Source organism: Pseudomonas sp. MWU16-30322 (genome assembly GCF_020515535.1).
GTDB classification, from domain to species: Bacteria; Pseudomonadota; Gammaproteobacteria; order Pseudomonadales; family Pseudomonadaceae; genus Aquipseudomonas; species Aquipseudomonas fluorescens_H.
Genome location: NZ_JAIWYL010000008.1, coordinates 76,547 through 94,553 on the forward strand (window position 1 = coordinate 76,547; position 18,007 = coordinate 94,553).

Annotated in this window: 17 protein-coding genes; 11 read left to right on the forward strand and 6 right to left on the reverse strand. The window is 60.8% G+C overall.

Annotated features, from left to right (window positions below):
• The first annotated feature begins 32 nt into the window (after positions 1–32).
• The 5 genes from LCH64_RS17615 (at position 33) to LCH64_RS17635 (ending at position 5,441) form a co-directional block, all read left to right on the forward strand.
• Complete coding sequence (locus LCH64_RS17615) at positions 33–1,142, forward strand: polyamine ABC transporter substrate-binding protein (RefSeq protein WP_226500868.1); 1,110 nt, start codon at positions 33–35, stop codon at positions 1,140–1,142.
• Between the two features lie 187 nt (positions 1,143–1,329).
• Positions 1,330–2,427 (forward strand): polyamine ABC transporter substrate-binding protein, encoded by a 1,098-nt coding sequence (locus LCH64_RS17620; protein WP_275948735.1) that lies wholly within the window; start codon positions 1,330–1,332, stop codon positions 2,425–2,427.
• Between the two features lie 67 nt (positions 2,428–2,494).
• On the forward strand, positions 2,495–3,637 hold the full coding sequence (gene potA / locus LCH64_RS17625; protein WP_003229245.1) for a polyamine ABC transporter ATP-binding protein: 1,143 nt from the start codon (positions 2,495–2,497) through the stop codon (positions 3,635–3,637).
• A 35-nt stretch (positions 3,638–3,672) separates the two neighbouring features.
• On the forward strand, positions 3,673–4,554 hold the full coding sequence (locus LCH64_RS17630) for an ABC transporter permease subunit (protein WP_177434709.1): 882 nt from the start codon (positions 3,673–3,675) through the stop codon (positions 4,552–4,554).
• Positions 4,551–5,441, forward strand: coding sequence for an ABC transporter permease subunit (locus tag LCH64_RS17635; protein ID WP_226500869.1), 891 nt, complete (start codon positions 4,551–4,553; stop codon positions 5,439–5,441). The genes LCH64_RS17630 and LCH64_RS17635 overlap by 4 nt, the downstream gene beginning before the upstream one ends.
• Positions 5,442–5,583: 142 nt before the next feature.
• Here the strand turns inward: LCH64_RS17635 and LCH64_RS17640 are convergent, their stop codons facing one another.
• Complete coding sequence (locus LCH64_RS17640) at positions 5,584–6,225, reverse strand: HD domain-containing protein (protein ID WP_103484331.1); 642 nt, start codon at positions 6,223–6,225, stop codon at positions 5,584–5,586.
• Between the two features lie 314 nt (positions 6,226–6,539).
• Here LCH64_RS17640 and LCH64_RS17645 point away from each other — a divergent pair, with 314 nt between their 5' ends.
• Positions 6,540–7,505: a GlxA family transcriptional regulator gene (locus LCH64_RS17645; RefSeq protein WP_226500870.1), complete on the forward strand. Its 966-nt coding sequence runs from the start codon at positions 6,540–6,542 to the stop codon at positions 7,503–7,505.
• A gap of 114 nt (positions 7,506–7,619) precedes the next feature.
• Here LCH64_RS17645 and LCH64_RS17650 read toward each other — a convergent pair whose 3' ends face one another.
• Both LCH64_RS17650 and LCH64_RS17655 read right to left on the reverse strand, forming a co-directional pair.
• Positions 7,620–10,031, reverse strand: a complete 2,412-nt coding sequence (locus LCH64_RS17650; protein ID WP_226500871.1) for a penicillin acylase family protein — start codon at positions 10,029–10,031, stop codon at positions 7,620–7,622.
• A 102-nt stretch (positions 10,032–10,133) separates the two neighbouring features.
• A complete protein-coding gene (locus tag LCH64_RS17655) occupies positions 10,134–10,712 on the reverse strand; it encodes a DUF6436 domain-containing protein (protein WP_226500872.1) in 579 nt (192 codons plus the stop codon).
• Positions 10,713–10,811: 99 nt separating this feature from the next.
• Between LCH64_RS17655 and LCH64_RS17660 the strand changes: the two genes are divergently transcribed.
• Entirely contained in the window at positions 10,812–11,759 is a 948-nt protein-coding gene (locus LCH64_RS17660) for an alpha/beta hydrolase (RefSeq protein ID WP_226500873.1), read from the forward strand.
• 103 nt (positions 11,760–11,862) lie between these two features.
• Here the strand turns inward: LCH64_RS17660 and LCH64_RS17665 are convergent, their stop codons facing one another.
• Positions 11,863–12,615, reverse strand: coding sequence for a DUF2059 domain-containing protein (locus LCH64_RS17665; RefSeq protein WP_201136304.1), 753 nt, complete (start codon positions 12,613–12,615; stop codon positions 11,863–11,865).
• Between the two features lie 108 nt (positions 12,616–12,723).
• Between LCH64_RS17665 and LCH64_RS17670 the strand changes: the two genes are divergently transcribed.
• Positions 12,724–13,356 (forward strand): 2OG-Fe(II) oxygenase, encoded by a 633-nt coding sequence (locus LCH64_RS17670; RefSeq protein WP_226500874.1) that lies wholly within the window; start codon positions 12,724–12,726, stop codon positions 13,354–13,356.
• Between the two features lies 1 nt (position 13,357).
• The gene (locus LCH64_RS17675) at positions 13,358–13,843 is read left to right on the forward strand and encodes a DUF523 domain-containing protein (RefSeq protein ID WP_226500875.1); all 486 of its coding nucleotides are present in this window, start codon (positions 13,358–13,360) and stop codon (positions 13,841–13,843) included.
• 120 nt (positions 13,844–13,963) lie between these two features.
• On the opposite strand, the gene LCH64_RS17680 is transcribed toward LCH64_RS17675, so the two are convergent.
• Complete coding sequence (locus tag LCH64_RS17680; RefSeq protein WP_226500876.1) at positions 13,964–14,530, reverse strand: transporter substrate-binding domain-containing protein; 567 nt, start codon at positions 14,528–14,530, stop codon at positions 13,964–13,966.
• A 135-nt stretch (positions 14,531–14,665) separates the two neighbouring features.
• On the opposite strand from LCH64_RS17680, the gene LCH64_RS17685 reads away from it, so the two are divergent.
• Positions 14,666–15,091, forward strand: a complete 426-nt coding sequence (locus tag LCH64_RS17685) for a DUF4399 domain-containing protein (RefSeq protein WP_226500877.1) — start codon at positions 14,666–14,668, stop codon at positions 15,089–15,091.
• A 62-nt stretch (positions 15,092–15,153) separates the two neighbouring features.
• Here LCH64_RS17685 and serA read toward each other — a convergent pair whose 3' ends face one another.
• Positions 15,154–16,383 carry a phosphoglycerate dehydrogenase gene (gene serA, locus LCH64_RS17690; RefSeq protein WP_003229219.1) on the reverse strand — a complete coding sequence of 410 codons (1,230 nt, stop codon included), beginning with the start codon at positions 16,381–16,383 and terminating at the stop codon, positions 15,154–15,156.
• Positions 16,384–16,587: 204 nt separating this feature from the next.
• On the opposite strand from serA, the gene LCH64_RS17695 reads away from it, so the two are divergent.
• Positions 16,588–17,982 (forward strand): FAD-binding oxidoreductase, encoded by a 1,395-nt coding sequence (locus LCH64_RS17695; RefSeq protein ID WP_226500878.1) that lies wholly within the window; start codon positions 16,588–16,590, stop codon positions 17,980–17,982.
• Positions 17,983–18,007 lie beyond the last annotated feature (25 nt).

The window sequence follows — 18,007 nt, forward strand, 5'->3', positions numbered from 1 at the left end:
GGTTCAAAAAAGAAAAATTTGGAGCATGACGCATGAAGGCATTAGGTAAAAAGCTTGCTGGCAAGACTCTTCTCGCTTTGTCCGTTGCGGGCATGATGGCGGGTGCGGTTCACGCGGACGACAAGGTGTTGCACGTCTACAACTGGTCCGACTACATCGCTCCTGACACCATCGCCAACTTCGAGAAAGAGTCCGGGATCAAGGTCGTCTACGACGTATTCGACAGCAACGAAACCCTGGAAGCCAAATTGCTGGCGGGCAAGTCCGGTTACGACGTGGTTGTGCCGTCGAACAACTTCCTGGCCAAGCAGATCAAGGCCGGCGTCTATCAGGAGCTGGACAAGTCCAAGCTGTCCAACTACGGCAACCTGAACAAGTCGCTGCTCAAGGCCGTTTCGGTCAGCGACCCGGATAACAAGCACGCCTTCCCGTACATGTGGGGCTCGATCGGCATCGGTTACAACCCGGAGAAGGTCAAGGCTGCGCTGGGCGTCGACACCATCGACTCCTGGGACACGCTGCTCAAGCCGGAAAACATCGCCAAGCTCAAGGGCTGCGGTGTGAGCTTCCTCGATTCGCCGACCGAAATGCTTCCGGTCGCACTGCACTACCTGGGCCTGCCAACCGACAGCCAGAAGAAAGAGGACATCAAGAAAGCCGAGGACCTGTTCCTCAAGATTCGTCCTTCGATCACTTACTTCCACTCCTCCAAGTACATCTCGGACCTGGCCAACGGCAACATCTGCGTAGCGGTCGGCTACTCGGGTGACGTGCAGCAGGCCAAGTCCCGTGCCGCCGAGGCCGGTGACAAGGTCAAAGTCAGCTACGCCATTCCGAAGGAAGGCGCGGGCAGCTTCTATGACATGGTCGCGATTCCGAAAGATGCGGAAAACATCGACGGCGCCTACAAGTTCATGAACTACCTGCTGCAACCGAAAGTGATGGCCGAGATCACCAACGCTGTGCGCTTCCCTAACGGTAACGCCGAAGCGACTCAGTACGTGAACAAGGACATCACCTCCGATCCAGGCATCTACCCACCAGCCGATGTGCAGGCCAAGCTGTATGCGATCGCCGACTTGCCGGCCGCTACCCAGCGTGAACTGACCCGCAGCTGGACCAAGATCAAATCCGGTAAATAAGCCGGTTTGAGGCAACAACCGCTGGCCGTCGTCGCCGTGACGGCGACCAGCGGATCAATTAAATGACAGAAAGTTTTGCTGGAACGGTTTTTCGAGGGTAAGTTGCGCGCCGGTTTTGTTGCCGGGCAGCCATGGCTGTCATGTAGCGCGGGGCAACTTGGGCCCAACTAATTTAGAGGACCTCCACTTGCCTATTTTTTCTTCTTTGCGCAAAGCCCTGCTGGCCACTGCCGGCCTGACGATCGCAGTCGGAGCCCAGGCCGCCGGTACGGTGCATATTTATAACTGGTCGGATTACATCGGCGAGACCACCCTGGCCGACTTCGAGAAAGCCACCGGGATCAAACCGGTGTACGACGTGTTCGATTCCAACGAGACCCTGGAAGGCAAACTGCTGGCCGGGCGTACCGGTTACGACGTGGTCGTGCCGTCGAACCACTTCCTCGGCAAGCAGATCAAGGCGGGTGCGTTCCAGAAGCTCGACAGGTCGCAACTGCCGAACTATGCGAATCTCGATCCGGTGCTGCTCAAGCGCCTGGAACAGAACGACCCGGGCAACCAGTACGCCGTGCCGTACCTGTGGGGCACCAACGGTATCGGCTACAACGTCGAGAAAGTCAAAGCGGTGCTCGGCATCGACAAGATCGACTCCTGGAGCGTGCTGTTCGAGCCTGAGAACATCAAGAAGCTGCACAGCTGTGGCGTCGCGTTCCTCGACTCGGCCGATGAAATGATGCCGACCGTGCTCAACTACATGGGCCTGAACGCCAACAGCACCAATCCGAAGGACTACGCCAAGGCCACCGACAAACTGCTGGCCGTGCGTCCCTACGTGACCTACTTCCACTCGTCGAAATACATCGGTGATCTGGCCAACGGCGACATCTGCGTAGCCATCGGCTTCTCCGGCGATATCTTCCAGGCCAAACACCGTGCCGAAGAAGCCAAGAAGGGCGTGAACATCGCCTACTCGATCCCGAAAGAAGGCGGCGCGCTGTGGTTCGACATGCTGGCGATTCCGAAGGACTCGTCCAACGTCAAAGAGGCCCACGCCTTCATCAACTATTTGCTGAAACCTGAGGTGATCGCTCAGGTCAGTGATTACGTCGGTTACGCCAACCCCAACCCAGGGTCGGACAAGCTGATGGAACAGTCCATCCGCACCGATGAAGCGGTTTATCCACCGCAAGCAGTCCTCGACAAGACTTACGTGTCGGTCGAGTTGCCAGCCAATATTCAGCGTTTGATGACCCGTAGCTGGACCAAGGTCAAGTCGGGCAAGTAAGGCACAAACTATCCTGGGTTCGTCCGCGTTGGGCGAACTGCACTGTTTTTTTCTGGGAGTTTCGTAAATGGCAGTTGCCTCCGGCGCCTATAAGAAAGCCCTCGAGGGCGACCAGACACCTAAGCAGGTGTTGGTCAAAATCGACCGGGTCACGAAGAAGTTCGACGAGACGATTGCCGTGGACGATGTGTCCCTGGAAATCAAGAAGGGTGAGATCTTCGCCCTGCTCGGCGGTTCGGGATCGGGCAAATCCACTCTGCTGCGGATGCTGGCAGGGTTCGAACGGCCCACGGAGGGGCGCATTTTCCTCGACGGCGTCGACATCACCGACATGCCGCCGTACGAGCGACCGATCAACATGATGTTCCAGTCGTACGCCTTGTTCCCGCACATGACCGTGGCGCAGAACATCGCCTTCGGCCTCAAGCAGGACAAGATCCCCAACGCCGAGATCGATGCGCGCGTGGCCGAGATGCTCAAGCTGGTGCAGATGAGCCAGTACGCCAAGCGCAAGCCGCATCAACTGTCCGGCGGTCAGCGGCAGCGTGTGGCACTGGCACGTTCGCTGGCGAAACGGCCGAAGCTGCTGCTGCTCGACGAGCCGATGGGTGCACTGGACAAGAAACTGCGTTCGCAGATGCAGCTTGAGCTGGTAGAGATCATCGAGCGTGTGGGCGTGACCTGCGTGATGGTGACCCACGACCAGGAAGAGGCCATGACCATGGCCGAGCGCATCGCGATCATGCACCTGGGCTGGATCGCCCAGATCGGCAGCCCGATCGACATCTACGAAACCCCGACCAGCCGTCTGGTCTGCGAATTCATCGGCAACGTGAACATCTTCGAAGGCGAAGTGATCGACGACGCCGAAGGCCACGCGACCATCACCTGCAAGGACCTCGACCGGCAGATCTACGTCGGCCACGGCATCAGCACCTCGGTGCAGGACAAGTCCGTGACCTACGCGATTCGTCCGGAGAAGCTGCTGGTCACCGCTGAAATGCCGACCTGCGAATACAACTGGTCGAGCGGCAAAGTGCATGACATCGCCTACCTCGGCGGTCACTCGGTGTTCTACGTCGAATTGCCGAGCGGCAAACTGGTGCAGTCGTTCGTTGCCAACGCTGAACGTCGCGGTCAGCGTCCGACCTGGGGCGATCAGGTTTACGTGTGGTGGGAAGACGACAGCGGCGTGGTACTTCGCTCATGAACATGCGCAAGTTCAAACGACGGCTCAACCGAATAATTCCCAATGGCCGGCAACTGGTCATCGGGGTTCCGTTCATCTGGCTGTTCCTGTTCTTCATGCTGCCGTTCTTCATCGTCCTGAAGATCAGCTTCGCTGAAGCCGACGTGGCCATCCCGCCGTACACCGAGATCTACACCTTCGCCGAGCAGAAGCTGCAACTGCTGCTGAACCTCGGTAACTACGCGATGCTCGGCGACGACGAGTTGTACATCGCCGCCTACCTCGGCTCGCTGAAGATGGCGTTCTTCAGCACGCTGCTGTGTCTGCTGATCGGCTACCCGATGGCCTACGCCATCGCCAGTGCCCGCAAAGAGCTGCAGACGGTGCTGGTGCTGCTGATCATGATGCCGACCTGGACCGCGATCCTGATCCGCGTCTACGCATGGATGGGCATCCTCAGCAACAACGGCCTGCTCAACGGTTTCCTGATGAGCATGGGCTGGATCGATGAGCCGCTGCAGATCCTCAACACCAACCTGGCGGTTTACATCGGCGTCGTTTACTCGTATTTGCCGTTCATGATCCTGCCGCTGTACGCCAACCTGGTGAAGCACGATCACAGCCTGCTGGAAGCCGCTTCCGACCTCGGTTCGAGCACCTTCAACAGCTTCTGGAAAATCACCATTCCGCTGTCCAAGAACGGGATCATTGCCGGCTGCATGCTGGTGTTCATCCCGGTGGTCGGTGAGTTCGTGATCCCGGAACTGCTCGGCGGCCCGGAAACCCTGATGATCGGTAAAGTGCTCTGGCAAGAGTTCTTCAACAACCGTGACTGGCCGGTGGCGTCCGCCCTGGCGGTGGTGATGCTGGCGATCCTGATTGTGCCGATCATCCTGTTCAACCGCAGTCAGGCCAAGGAAATGGAGGGCAAAGAATGAAGAACTTCCGTTTCTCCAGCCTGATGCTGGTACTGGGTCTGTTGTTCATCTACGCGCCGATGCTGATCCTGGTGATCTACTCGTTCAACGCCTCGAAACTGGTGACGGTGTGGGGTGGCTGGTCGATCAAGTGGTACGTCGGCCTGCTCGACAACACGCAACTGATGGGCTCGGTGGTGCGCTCGCTGGAAATCGCCTGCTACACCGCAATTGCTGCCGTGGCGCTGGGCACGCTGGCAGCCTTCGTGCTGACCCGCATCACCCACTTCAAGGGCCGCACGCTGTTCGGTGGCCTGGTCACCGCGCCGCTGGTGATGCCGGAAGTGATCACCGGTCTGTCGCTGTTGCTGCTGTTCGTGGCCATGGCGCAGATGATCGGCTGGCCGCAGGAACGTGGCATCGTCACCATCTGGATCGCCCACACCACGTTCTGTGCGGCGTATGTGGCGGTGGTGGTGTCGGCGCGTCTGCGTGAGCTGGACCTGTCGATCGAAGAGGCGGCGATGGATCTGGGTGCACGGCCGTGGAAGGTGTTCTTCCTGATCACCATCCCGATGATCGCGCCGTCGCTGGCAGCGGGCGGCATGATGTCGTTCGCCCTGTCGCTGGACGATCTGGTACTGGCGAGCTTCGTTTCCGGCCCGGGCTCGACCACCCTGCCGATGGAAGTGTTCTCGGCGGTGCGTCTGGGCGTGAAGCCTGAGATCAACGCCGTGGCCAGTCTGATTCTGCTGGCGGTGTCGCTGGTGACGTTCCTGGTGTGGTTCTTCAGCCGCCGTGCCGAAGAAGCGCGCAAGAAAGCCATCCAGCAAGCCATCGAAGAAGGCGCCGCCGATTCGTGGAAGCAACCGGACGTACGCCGCGCGCCTGCGCCGGAAGCGGCTTAAGCCATATCGGGTTGGCCACTTTCTCAGGGCCAACCCAAATCCAAATGTGGGAGCGGGCTTGCTCGCGAAGAGGGCGTGTCAGTCGACAGAAATGTTGTCTGATCCACCGCATTCGCGAGCAAGCCCGCTCCCACATTGGGTATTAGGCAGTCCAGGGAGATTGGCGGATGACCTCGACGAAGTTCATCGGCTTGAACCCCGGCTCCTGATCCTTCAGCACATCGGTCTTCACGTTGCCAAACGTGGTCTGCGGACGATGGCGCAAGCCGTCGGCAAACGCACAGATGATGCACTCCTTGAAACCTTCCCCGCGTGGATGCGCATGCACCACCGCCTCGCGCTGGGTGCTGCTGAATGCCGCGTAATCCATGCCCAGCACATCCATCTCGACACCCGCCGTCACCAGCGCCACGGTCGGACGCAGATGCTTGGGCACGCCCGGTGTGGTGTGCAGGGCAATCGACAGCCACACCTGCTCGATGTCGTCATCGCTCAGCCCGTACGGCTTGAGAAACGCCGCCGCCGCGTTGGCGCCATCCACTTCGAAACGCTCGTCGTCACTGCGATAACCTTCGACCAGACCGAGGTCGTGGAACATCGCGCCGACGTACAGCAGCTCCGGGTTGTAAGGCAGTTGCTGGCGCTCCCCGCTCAACGCACCGAACAAAAACACCCGGCGCGAGTGGTGGTAGAGCAGGTCGGTTTCGATGTCGCGAATGTACTCGGTGGTGGCCCGGGCGAGGGCGCTGTCGGGGATCTTGATGCCGGCAATGGTCGTGCTCATGAAGGTATCCTCATCGAAAACGCCGTCGTGGCGCTGATGGGCAAAGTCTGTTCCCCGAGGCACTAAACGGACAATCAACGCATGGCTGCGATCCTTGCCAATCGACCTGCAAATCGTGCCAATCTCGCTTGTTGAACGAGGATTGGCTAGGGTTGGCTCAATCAACAAGGCAGGCACGGCCCATGTGGGAGCGGGCTTGCTCGCGCAAGCGGTGTGTCATTCAACAGATAAGTTGAATGTAAGGGCCCTTTCGCGAGCAAGCCCGCTCCCACAGGGATTTGTGTTTGCCAGGGCATTGAGGACATTGGAGGCTTATGAACAAAACCATCGCCATCGTGGTATTCCCCGGCGTGCAGGCGCTGGATGTCAGCGGGCCGATGGATGTGTTCGCCGAGGCCAACCGCTTTCTGCCGCCCGAGGATCACTACCAGTTGGAGGTGATCGGCCTCGAACGTGGGCCGATGGCTTGCTCCAATGGCCTGAACCTCAGCGCTCACCGACACTTCAGCGAAGCGCACGATGCTTATGACCTGCTGCTGGTGGCCGGCGGGCCGCAGTTACCGTTCATGGATTTCGGCAAGCCTTTCGATATCTGGCTGCGTGAGGCCTGCGCGCGTGCACGGCGTTTCGGCTCGATCTGCAACGGTGCGTTCATGCTGGCGCGGGCGGGGCTGCTGGAAGGGCGCACGGTCACCACCCACTGGAACGACGCCGAGGCCCTGGCGCAGTTGTGCCCATCGACCCGGGTCGAGGCCGATCGCCTGTACGTCGAGGACGGTGCGCTCTACACCTCGGCCGGGGTCACCGCCGGGATCGATCTGTCGCTGTACCTGCTGGCCCGCGATCACGGCGCCGAGGTGGCGCTGAGTGTGGCCAAGCGGCTGGTGGTGTTCACTCAGCGCTCGGGCGGGCAATCGCAGTTCAGCCCGTTCCTCACACCGCATGCGGAGCCGACGTCAGCGGTGGCGATGGTGCAGTTGTATGTGCTGGCCAACCTCACCGGCGATCTGACGATTGCCGATCTGGCGAACGCGGCGAACATGAGTGCGCGCAACTTCTCCCGGGTGTTCGCCCGTGAGGCTCGGGTCACCCCGGCAGAGTTCGTCGAAAGTGCGCGAGTGGATGCGGCGCGGGTGCTGCTGGAAAGCACCACGGCACCGTTGAAGACCGTGGCCTATCAGTGCGGGTTTCGCGATGCGCAGCACATGCGCAGTGTGTTCAACCGTCGACTGGGCGTGACGCCGCAGCAGTTTCGGCTGAATTTTGCGTTGATGCTCTGAGAGATGTGTTGAGTTGGCGGGCCCCATCGCGAGCAGGCTCACTCCTACAATTGGAATGCGTTCCCCTGTAGGAGTGAGCCTGCTCGCGATAGGGCCCGTCCGGCTAACCGAGAACTATTGGGCAGCCCGCGCCGGCAACAGCTTCAAGGTACTCCGGGTATTGGCCGTCACTTCTTCCTCGCTGAAGTGCGCCTGCACATACATCCCGTCGACATACGCCTCGGCCTGATCGTCATAGTGGCTGTCGAACGGCACGCCGCTCTGGCCGACCGGGTTGATGGTCAGGCTGTGCGCCGGGTCGGCGAAGTCGACCAGCCGCCGCGTCGAAGGCCCGTAGGTCACCGGCCATGGCGCCGGGCCGAGCTTGGCCGAGAGATTGTTCGGCACTTCGTGGCTACCCGGTGCGGCGAACGGCCCGACGTTGAAGATGTGATCCAGCGGCTTCTGCTGACCCAACGGATGACCGTGGGTCAGGGTGTGCGCCGTGCCCCATTGCCAGTCGGACGGGTTGTCGCCGAGGGTCTGTTTCAGGTGCGCCATGCTCGCCTGCCACGCCGCTTTGACGATGTCGGCACGGGTCTCCTTGTTCGGTGTGTTGCGGTTGTCCCACCACGGCGAGTCCGCATTCGCCGCCAGGCGCGGCAGGGCGGCGTCGATCACCCGGGTCGACAGCAGCGTCTCGAAGAAGTCGTTGCCGAGCTCATCGCGCATCGCCGCATCGGCGAGGTCGTAGAGGAACTGGTTGAACACTGTGGCGCTCACCGAATCCAGTGGATAGTCGCCTTGCCACTGCGCCAGTTGCTCGACCAGTTTCAGCTGTGCCGGATCACTCACCACTTCACGCAGCACCGGCAGCAACGGCGCCAGGGTGCGCGGGCCGTAACCGGTGGTGGTGCCCAGTTGCAGTTTCTGGTTGGCCTCGTTGCTCCACTTCACGCTCTTGTCGCTGAGCTGACGGTTGAGCTGCTGCCCGCGATCGGCGAGGTTGTAGTAACCGGGGATCTCCATGCCGGTGGGTGACAGCGGCTGGAAGTTGGCCGAGACGATGTAACCGCGTGCCGGGTTCTCTTCCTGCGGGTTGGCGCTGAACGGGTAATAGCCGTCCTTGTCCGCCTGATTGCCGCTGCCGTCGAGAATGAACTCCGGGCGCACGCCCGCCGGACGTTTGGGCAGCAGCGCCGAAGCCCACCAGGCAATGTCACCCTTGGCGTTGGCGTAGACGATGTTCAGCCCCGGCGCCTGCACCTTGGCCGCCGCCGCACGGGCCTTGGCCAGGGTGTCGGCGCGGTTGAGCTGGTAGAAACCTTCGAGGATCGGGTTCGGCGTTTCGAGAAACGCCCACCACATGGCGATCGGCGTTTTACCGGCGGCAGTGCCGAGGGCGTCGTTGACGATCGGGCCGTGGGGCGACTGGCGCAAGGTCAGCGTCACCGGCGCCTGGCCCTTCACCGCGATCTGCTGCTGGGTGCTGACCAGATCGGTCCACTGGCCGTGGTACCAGACCTGATTCGGGTTGTCCGGGTTGACCTTCTCGGCGATCAGATCCAGATCGTCATTCTGGAACATGGTCAGGCTCCAACCGAAATCCAGGTTGTGCCCCAGGAACGCAAACGGCACCAGCGCCTGATGATGGCCGTACAACTCAAACCCCGGCGCCGACAGTTGCGCCTCGTACCACACCGACGGCACCGAGAAGCGAATATGCGGATCACCGGCCAGCAGCGGTTTACCGCTCTGGCTACGGCTGCCGGCAATCACCCAGGCGTTGCTGCCTTCGAATTGCGGCAGGCCGTTTTCAATCAGGGCCTGCTCGCTGAGACGGGCGAGGGCATTGAGGTCTTTCCAGTCGCCAGCGGCGAGGGCCGGGGTCTTGTTGGCGTGACCTTTGGCGAGCACGCCTTTGGGCTGCCAGTCGAGGTCGAAGACATTGAGGTAATCAGCGCCGAGTTGATCGCGCACGTAGGTCAGCAATGGCTCGGTGCGAAACGCCGCCGCAAAACTGTAGGCCATGTAACCGGCGACGCTGATGCTGTCTTCGGCGGTGAACGGCCGCTTGGGGATGCCCAGCACGTCGAACTCGACCGGTGCGGCGTGGCTGTCCTGATATTGATTGATGCCGTCCAGATAGGCTTGCAGGGCCTTCCACGCCGGTGACTGCTTATCGAGACTGGCGACATAATTGGCGGCGCGTTCGCGGATGCGCAGGCTGCGGAACAGTTTGTCGGTGTCGAGCAGCTTCGGCCCCAGCACTTCGGCCAGCTCGCCGCGGGCCAGGCGGCGCATGGCTTCCATCTGGAACAGGCGGTCCTGGGCATGCACGTAGCCGAGGGCGCGATACAGATCGGTTTCGTTCTCGGCACGAATGTGCGGCACCCCGCGATCGTCATAGCGCACGGTCACCGAGCCTTGCAGATTGCGCAGCTCCACCTGACCCTGACGCGTCGGTTGCTTGCTGTAGACGTAACCGCCGATGGCGATGAGCAGGATAACGATGAGCAAGGCAAGAACGGTGAAGACGCGTTTCATGGTGACTCCTTGTGCATGCGGGATTGCCGCCCGTCGGGCTGCAAACAATTAGCACAGACCTTCCGTGCCGTGCATCGCTGTCCTTGAAAAGTCCGGAATGCCTTACTGCGCCACTACCGGCCACGGGCAGTAACAACCGACCGCCAGGGTGTGCGTGGCGTTGACCGGGCGGTCTTGCGTGAGGGCATTGAGGATCGGTTCGATAAAACTGTTGCTGGAATTGCAGGTCAGCCCTTCGCTGTACGGGCCGAAGTACGCCAGTTTGCCGCTGCGATCCCAGATCGCCACGGCGGGGCTGGCCGGGATCTGCTCGGAGCCGGGCAGCACGGCAATGGTTTTCAGGTTGCTCAGGGTGGTGGGCAACTGACCGTGGGAGCCGGCGCGCTGCACGGCGAAGAATTCCACACCGCGCGTGCCGTACTGCTCGGCCATCTCGGTCAAGTGTTGTTGATTGCCGACGTTGCATGGGCAGGCCGGGTCCCAGAAATGCACGAGACGGATTTTGCCGGGGCCGGCCAGTTCATCCGGCAGGCGCAACGGATCCCCGGAAAACACCGCGGTGTGCTGACTGAACGCGCGCAGATAACGCCCCTGAAACCAGTCGTACGCCGCCCACAGCACCCCGGCACACACAAGCGCGAGCAGGCTGGCAAACAGTGCGGTGCGGTAGGGCGAGCGCATGGTTTTCGTTCCCGAAGAGGTGGGCTAGCTTGCCATGCTTGCCGCAACAGATGAATATCGCAGGCCGATAAAGTCTGTTTACCGCTTTGGAATACCCGCATGCCTGACACTTTCGATGCCGATCATTTACGCGCCAGCCTCAAGCCTTTGGCCCAGTGGCAGCCGTTGTCGGACGAGGCCAAGGCGTATCAGCAGTTCTATAAAACCGACTTTCCCGAGCGCGATGTCTGGCGCGGCATGGGCCGGTTCGAGGTGGACGGTTATGAGCTGGTCAGCCATTGCTGGTGGCCGGAGAAGGTCAAGGGCACGCTGTTTCTGCTGCACGGTTTTTACGATCACACCGGGCTGTATCGGCATGTGATCGAGTGGGCGCTGGATCAGGATTTTGCGGTGATCGCCTGTGATTTGCCGGGGCATGGTTTGTCGAGTGGGCCGCGGGCGAGCATCCGCGACTTCTCCGAATATCAGGACACGTTGCAGGCGTTGTTCGCCGAAGCCAGTTCGATTGCCCTGCCGCAGCCCTGGCACCTGTGCGGACAAAGCACTGGCGGCGCGATCGTCGTCGATCATGTGCTCAACCATGGCGAGAACAGTCCGGCGCAGGGCCAGTTGATTCTGCTGGCGCCGCTGGTGCGTCCGCGCGCCTGGGGCTGGTCGCAGCTCAGTTATTACTTGCTGAGGCCTTTCGTGCGGGGCGTCACCCGGCGCTTCAGCGAGAACTCCAGCGACCCGGATTTCCTGCCGTTTCTGCAGACCGATCCGTTGCAGCCCAAACGCTTGCCGACGGCGTGGGTCGGTGCGCTGTCGCGCTGGATCATCCGTGTGGAACACGCGAAAAAAAGTCCGCGACGGCCGCTGATCATTCAGGGGCAGGCGGACATGACCGTGGACTGGCAGCACAACTTGCAGGTGCTGAAGTGGAAGTTCGATCGGCCGCAGATTCTGTTGCTGCCGGAGGCGCGGCATCATCTGGCGAATGAGACGCTGGAGATGCGCGAGGAGTATTTCGAGTTTCTGAACAAGCGGATCAGGGGGCGGAATCTTTAGCGTCTGTTAAGGCCTCTTCGCGAGCAGGCTCATTCCTACAATTGATCGCGGTCTCCTGTAGGAGAGAGCCTGCTCGCGATGACGGTCTGACAGTTGATGAAGATCACTGGCTGAGGTTCGAAGAGCTTTGCCCCACCGCCAACCCCGCCCGAATCGCCGCCAGCGCCGCCTGGTAATACGCCTTGCCCTCGCTGGACTCGGCAAAGGTCGCGAACTGCTCCAGTTCGTCATCCGACAGATCGCGATAAACGTAGAGCAGCGTGTTGTTCAAATCGGCGCCGATCTGATCCATCAGGCGCTGGCGCTGACCGTTCAGCATGCCCTGTGCCTGACCGCCGCCGAGCAGGCCGGGGATCATCGAGCTCAAACTGTCCGCCGCCACCCCGGCAATCGCCAGGCTGACTTCTGCGCCGGCCTCGCGGGCGGGCAGGGCTTGGGCCAGATGGCCGATGATCAACAGACGGCTGTCGCTGGCCTGCATTTTCGGCAAGCCCTTGGCGTTCTTCGCCAGTTGATCGCGACGGGTGGCGAGCAATTCAGCGGCGACGATTTTTTTGCCCAGTGGCGATTGAAAGAAGGTCAGTGCCGGTTGTGGATCGGCAAGGTGCTGGCGCAGTTGCGCTTCGGCACGCTGATCCATGGCCTGGGGGGCGAAGCGCTGGTTGCTGTTGTTGACCAGGGCTTGAAACACCGCTGGCGGCAGGTTGTTCTGGTAGCGCTGCTGCGCGGCACTCAGGGCATCATTGAAATGCGCACGTTGATCTGGCCAGCCGGCGATCTTGTACAACTGATCGTGGCCGTCCGCCCAGGCGGGCAAAACACAGAACATCAACAGTGAAAAAAGCAAACGGCGCATAGGGACTCCTGTCAGCAGCGGACTATTCTCCGTGCGGTGCCGGGACTTGTCGAGAATTCGTAGCAAGCCGCTGCGTGGCTCTGTCGGATTTCTTGCCGCCGGCATACTATGCGCGCCATGCAAATATCCTCTGAACACCCGCTGCTGTTACGCATCGTCGACGACCTGGCCGAACACGGCTGGTCGCAGCAGAACATTTTCCTGCCCGCGGGTTTGACCCGTGAGCTGGCGGCCGAGTGCCGCAAACGTGAGGCCGAGGGTGAACTGGCGCCGGCGGGGGTAGGCCGTGGGCCGTTTTCGGAGATTCGCGAGGGCATTCGCGGCGACCACATCCAGTGGATCGACCCGGGCCAGGCCGAGGCCAGCGACCGTTATCTGAGCCTGATGGACAGTCTGCGCGAGGCGCTCAATCGTGGGCTGTTCCTCGGGCTTGAGGATTTCGAATGCCATTTCGCCCTGTATCCGCCGGGCGCGTTTTACCGCAAGCACGTCGACCGTTTTCGCGACGATGACCGGCGCATGGTTTCGGCGGTGGTCTACCTCAATGACGCGTGGTTGCCGGAAGACGGTGGTCAGCTGCGCATGTACCTGGACGATGAGCGCGTCCACGACGTGCAACCCACCGGCGGCTGTCTGGTGGTGTTCCTCTCCGGTGAGGTGCCGCATGAAGTGCTGCCGGCGCACCGCGAACGCCTGTCGCTGACCGGCTGGTTCCGCCGCCGTGGCAACGAGCCGTTCTGATATGCAGAAGATTCTGGTCAGCCGCTGCCTGTTGGGCCACCGCGTGCGTTACGACGGCGGGGCCAGCGGGCCGTTCGATCTGCTCGAACAGTGGATCGCCGAGGGCCGCGTGGTACCGCTGTGTCCGGAAGTGGCTGGCGGTTTGCCAACCCCGCGGGCAGCGGCGGAGATCCCGGGTGGGCAGGGCGCGGAAGTGCTCGATGGCCAGGCGGCGGTGATCACCAGCGAGGGCGAGGACGTCAGCGCGCAGTTTCTCGATGGTGCGCGGCAAGCGCTGGAGCTGGTGCAAAAGCATGACATCCGCGTCGCGGTGCTCAAGGCCAACAGTCCTTCCTGCGGAAATTTGCTGACCTATGACGGGACGTTCAGTGGGGTGAAGGTCTCGGGAGAAGGCGTTACGGCGGCGCTGCTCAAACGCCACGGGGTTCAGGTGTTCAGTGAGCTCGAACTGCCTGAGGCCGCAATCGCCCTGACCCAACCCGACTGAAAGCCCACCGTAGACCCCCTGTAGGAGTGAGCCTGCTCGCGATAGCGGTCTATCAGCACATCAATGAATGACTGACAGACCGCTATCGCGAGCAGGCTCACTCCTACAGGGTTTGTGTGTTCATTTGGGCTCGCTGAACCACTTCTCGGACAACGCCGCCAACCGCCCATCCGCCTTGATCCGCTGCAACGCACCCGCAAGGCTCGCCTGAAACGCCGGGTTGCCCTTCTGAAACGGAATCGCCAGCTCCACCGGGGTCGCCTTCGGCTTTTCCTCGGTCAGCGTCTGTACCAGCACCATCGGCCGTGGCTGCTCATCCTTCTTCGCCCATAGCTGCGAGTCGACCTTGCCGTAAGACTCGCTGAAGTCGAAACGATCCTTGAGTTCAGGTGTCAGTGCTATGTGATTGAGCGCAACGTCGTACTTGCCGCTCTCAACGCCCTGAAGCAGGTCGGCGTCGTCGGTGACGATGAAGTCGGCGCGTACATCCAGCTCCTTGGCCAGCAGTTGCCCAAGCTCGACCTCGAATCCCTTGAGTGTGTCGCCGTCCTTGAAATTGAAGGGCGGTGTATTAGCCTCAAGGGCTATGCGCAACTCGCCACGGTCGTTGACGTCATCAATCAGTTCGGCGTGAGCCAGCGGGCTCAGAAGGGGTAGCAGGCAGATCAGGCCAGGCAGAAAACGCATGGTCACTCCTTTGAAATCATTATCGCGATGCTCTGAGTCAGGCTCGCTTTGCTATGGTTGTCGAGTGCCTTCGACAACGAATGGTCATGAAGTTGTCATGACCGCGCGGATTTTACGAAAAAACTGGAGAAGAGAATGAATACATTCATGTCACGTGCAGCGCTGGCTGGCCTTCTGTTGGGTGCTTCGATGATGGCCAGCGCCGCCACACCGGCGCCGGCGGGTGCTTCAGTCAGTATCGTCGAGCCGAGCAGTGGCGCCGTTGTCGACAAGACTTTCAAGGTCAAGTTTGAGGTCAAAGGCATCGCACTGGCGCCGGCAGGCGATCCGACCGCGAACACCGGCCACCATCACCTGCTGGTCGATGCCAAGGACATCATCCCGGCGGGCGCGGTGATTCCGGCAGATGCCAACCACATCCACTTCGGCAAGGCGCAGACCGAAACCGAACTGACGCTGACCCCAGGCAAGCACACCTTGCAACTGGAACTGGGCGACAAGGGCCACATGGCTTTCAACCCGCCAATCGTTTCGGAAAAGATCACCGTGACGGTGAAGTAACGTTTTCAGCGGCATGAAAAAGGGAGCCTCGAAGGCTCCCTTTTTCATTGCTCGGCGTTCGATCAGAACAACACGCGGCTACGGATAGTACCGTTGACGTGTTGCAGCTTCTCTTGCGCCAGCTCCGAGTACTCGGCGTCGACGTCGATTACCACGTAACCGACTTTCTCGTTGGTCTGCAGGAACTGACCGGAGATGTTGATACCGTTTTCGGCGAAGACCTTGTTGATCTCGCTCATCACACCCGGGATGTTCTCGTGGATGTGCAGCAGACGGTGCTTGCCAGGGTGAGCCGGCAGGGCCACTTCCGGGAAGTTCACCGACGAAACGGATGTACCGTTGTCGCTGTACTTGACCAGTTTTTCCGCCACTTCCAGACCGATGTTGGCCTGCGCTTCGGCAGTCGAGCCACCGATGTGCGGGGTCAGGATCACGTTGTCCAGGCCACGCAGCGGGCTTTCGAACTCTTCGTCGTTGGAGCGAGGCTCCACCGGGAATACGTCGATGGCCGCGCCGATCAGGTGCTTGTCCTTGATCGCGTCCGCCAGGGCATCCAGCTCGACCACGGTACCGCGCGCGGCGTTGATCAGGATGCCGCCCTTCTTGATGGCGCGGATTTCCTTCTCGCCGATCATCCACTGGGTCGCAGCGGTTTCCGGAACGTGCAGGGTGACGATGTCGGACATGCCCAGCAGTTCGTGCAGGTTGCCGACCTGAGTGGCGTTGCCCAGCGGCAGCTTGGTCACGGTGTCGTAGAAGAACACCTGCATGCCCAGACCTTCAGCCAGAACCGACAGCTGCGTACCGATCGAGCCGTAGCCGACGATGCCGAGTTTCTTGCCACGGATCTCGAAGGAGTTGGCTGCGGATTTGATCCAGCCACCACGGTGGCAGGAAGCGTTTTTCTCAGGGATGCCGCGCAGCAGCAGGATCGCTTCGGCCAGCACCAGTTCCGCGACGGAGCGGGTGTTGGAGTACGGCGCGTTGAACACGGCGATGCCGCGCTCGCGGGCAGCACTCAGGTCAACCTGGTTGGTGCCGATGCAGAAACAGCCGACCGCGACCAGCTTCTTCGCGTGATCGAAGATCTCTTCGGTCAGTTGGGTGCGCGAACGAATGCCGATGAAGTGAGCGTCAGCGATCTTTTCCTTGAGCTCGGCTTCCGGCAAGGAGCCTGTCAGGTATTCGATGCTGGTGTAGCCCGCCGCCTTGAGGACGTCGACAGCCGATTGGTGGACGCCTTCGAGAAGAAGGAACTTGATCTTGCTCTTATCGAGAGAAGTCTTGCTCATCTGCGTAAACCTGTATCCCGGAGAAAAATGGCAGGAAATGGTCAACAGACATTGACCTGGACGACAAGAAAGCCGTCACCGCAGAACTGGCCTTGGGCACTGGCCTGCGGGGTCGGTATGCTAGCATAGCCACCCCGCTAAACACTCATTCCTGCGACGTGAAGCGTCTTCAGGATGACCATGAATTGTTCGAGAGTTCTGTCGATGACCAATCCTGCCCTGATTGATGAACTGAAGACCCTGGTCGAGCCCGGCAAGGTCCTGACCGACGCCGACTCCCTGAACGCGTACGGCATGGATTGGACCAAGCACTTCGCCCCCGCGCCGAGCGCCATCGTGTTCCCCAAGACCATCGAGCAGGTGCAGGCCATCGTCCGCTGGGCCAACATCCATAAAGTGGCGCTGGTGCCATCCGGCGGGCGCACCGGGCTGTCCGCTGCCGCCGTGGCCGCGAATGGCGAAGTGGTGGTGTCGTTCGACTACATGAATCAGATTCTCGACGTGAACCTCACCGATCGCACCGCCGTGTGTCAGCCGGGCGTGGTCACCGAGCACCTGCAGAACGTCGCCGAAGAAAATGGCCTGTACTACCCGGTGGACTTCGCTTCGGCCGGTTCCAGCCAGATTGGCGGCAATATCGGCACCAATGCCGGCGGGATCAAGGTGATTCGTTACGGCATGACCCGTAACTGGGTCGCCGGCCTGAAAGTGGTCACCGGCAAGGGCGATGTGCTGGAGCTGAACAAGGACCTGATCAAGAACGCTACCGGTTACGACCTGCGCCAGTTGTTCATCGGCGCTGAAGGCACCCTCGGTTTCGTGGTCGAGGCGACCATGCGTCTGGATCGCGCGCCGAAAAACCTGACCGCCATGGTCCTCGGCACCGCCGACTTCGACTCGATCATGCCGGTGCTCCACGCCTTCCAGGGCAAGCTTGATCTGACCGCGTTCGAATTCTTCTCCGACAAGGCATTGGCCAAAGTGCTGGGGCGTGGCGACGTACCGGCGCCGTTCGAAACCGACTGCCCGTTCTACGCGCTGCTGGAATTCGAAGCGACCAGCGAAGCAGTGGCCAACACGGCGCTGGAAACCTTCGAACACTGCGTCGAGCAAGGCTGGGTGCTGGACGGTGTGATGAGCCAGAGCGAAACCCAGTTGCAGAATCTGTGGAAGCTGCGCGAGTACATCTCCGAGACGATCTCGCACTGGACACCGTACAAGAACGACATCTCGGTCACCGTGTCGAAAGTGCCGGCATTTCTGCAGGAAATCGACGCGATCGTCGGCGAATACTACCCGGACTTCGAAATCGTCTGGTTCGGCCATATCGGCGACGGCAACCTGCACCTGAACATTCTCAAGCCGGATAACCTGAGCAAGGACGAGTTCTTCGCCAAGTGCGCCACCGTCAACAAGTGGGTGTTCGAAACCGTCGAGAAGTACAACGGTTCGATCTCCGCCGAACACGGCGTGGGCATGACCAAGCGCGACTACTTGACGTACAGCCGCTCTCCGGTCGAAATCGAGTACATGAAAGCGGTCAAAGCGGTGTTCGATCCGAACGGCATCATGAACCCGGGCAAGATTTTCGCGGTTTGATTGGCAATCCCCTGAATCAATGAAG

Bases quoted from the DNA above. Each gene is read 5' to 3' on its own strand.
- LCH64_RS17615 (WP_226500868.1), top strand. From the start codon at position 33: ATGAAGGCATTAGGTAAAAAGCTTGCTGGCAAGACTCTTCTCGCTTTG.
- potA (WP_003229245.1), top strand. From the start codon at position 2,495: ATGGCAGTTGCCTCCGGCGCCTATAAGAAAGCCCTCGAGGGCGACCAG.
- LCH64_RS17635 (WP_226500869.1), top strand. From the start codon at position 4,551: ATGAAGAACTTCCGTTTCTCCAGCCTGATGCTGGTACTGGGTCTGTTG.
- LCH64_RS17640 (WP_103484331.1), bottom strand. From the start codon at position 6,225: ATGAGCACGACCATTGCCGGCATCAAGATCCCCGACAGCGCCCTCGCC.
- LCH64_RS17645 (WP_226500870.1), top strand. From the start codon at position 6,540: ATGAACAAAACCATCGCCATCGTGGTATTCCCCGGCGTGCAGGCGCTG.
- LCH64_RS17650 (WP_226500871.1), bottom strand. From the start codon at position 10,031: ATGAAACGCGTCTTCACCGTTCTTGCCTTGCTCATCGTTATCCTGCTC.
- LCH64_RS17655 (WP_226500872.1), bottom strand. From the start codon at position 10,712: ATGCGCTCGCCCTACCGCACCGCACTGTTTGCCAGCCTGCTCGCGCTT.
- LCH64_RS17660 (WP_226500873.1), top strand. From the start codon at position 10,812: ATGCCTGACACTTTCGATGCCGATCATTTACGCGCCAGCCTCAAGCCT.
- LCH64_RS17665 (WP_201136304.1), bottom strand. From the start codon at position 12,615: ATGCGCCGTTTGCTTTTTTCACTGTTGATGTTCTGTGTTTTGCCCGCC.
- LCH64_RS17670 (WP_226500874.1), top strand. From the start codon at position 12,724: ATGCGCGCCATGCAAATATCCTCTGAACACCCGCTGCTGTTACGCATC.
- LCH64_RS17675 (WP_226500875.1), top strand. From the start codon at position 13,358: ATGCAGAAGATTCTGGTCAGCCGCTGCCTGTTGGGCCACCGCGTGCGT.
- LCH64_RS17680 (WP_226500876.1), bottom strand. From the start codon at position 14,530: ATGCGTTTTCTGCCTGGCCTGATCTGCCTGCTACCCCTTCTGAGCCCG.
- LCH64_RS17685 (WP_226500877.1), top strand. From the start codon at position 14,666: ATGAATACATTCATGTCACGTGCAGCGCTGGCTGGCCTTCTGTTGGGT.
- serA (WP_003229219.1), bottom strand. From the start codon at position 16,383: ATGAGCAAGACTTCTCTCGATAAGAGCAAGATCAAGTTCCTTCTTCTC.
- LCH64_RS17695 (WP_226500878.1), top strand. From the start codon at position 16,588: ATGACCAATCCTGCCCTGATTGATGAACTGAAGACCCTGGTCGAGCCC.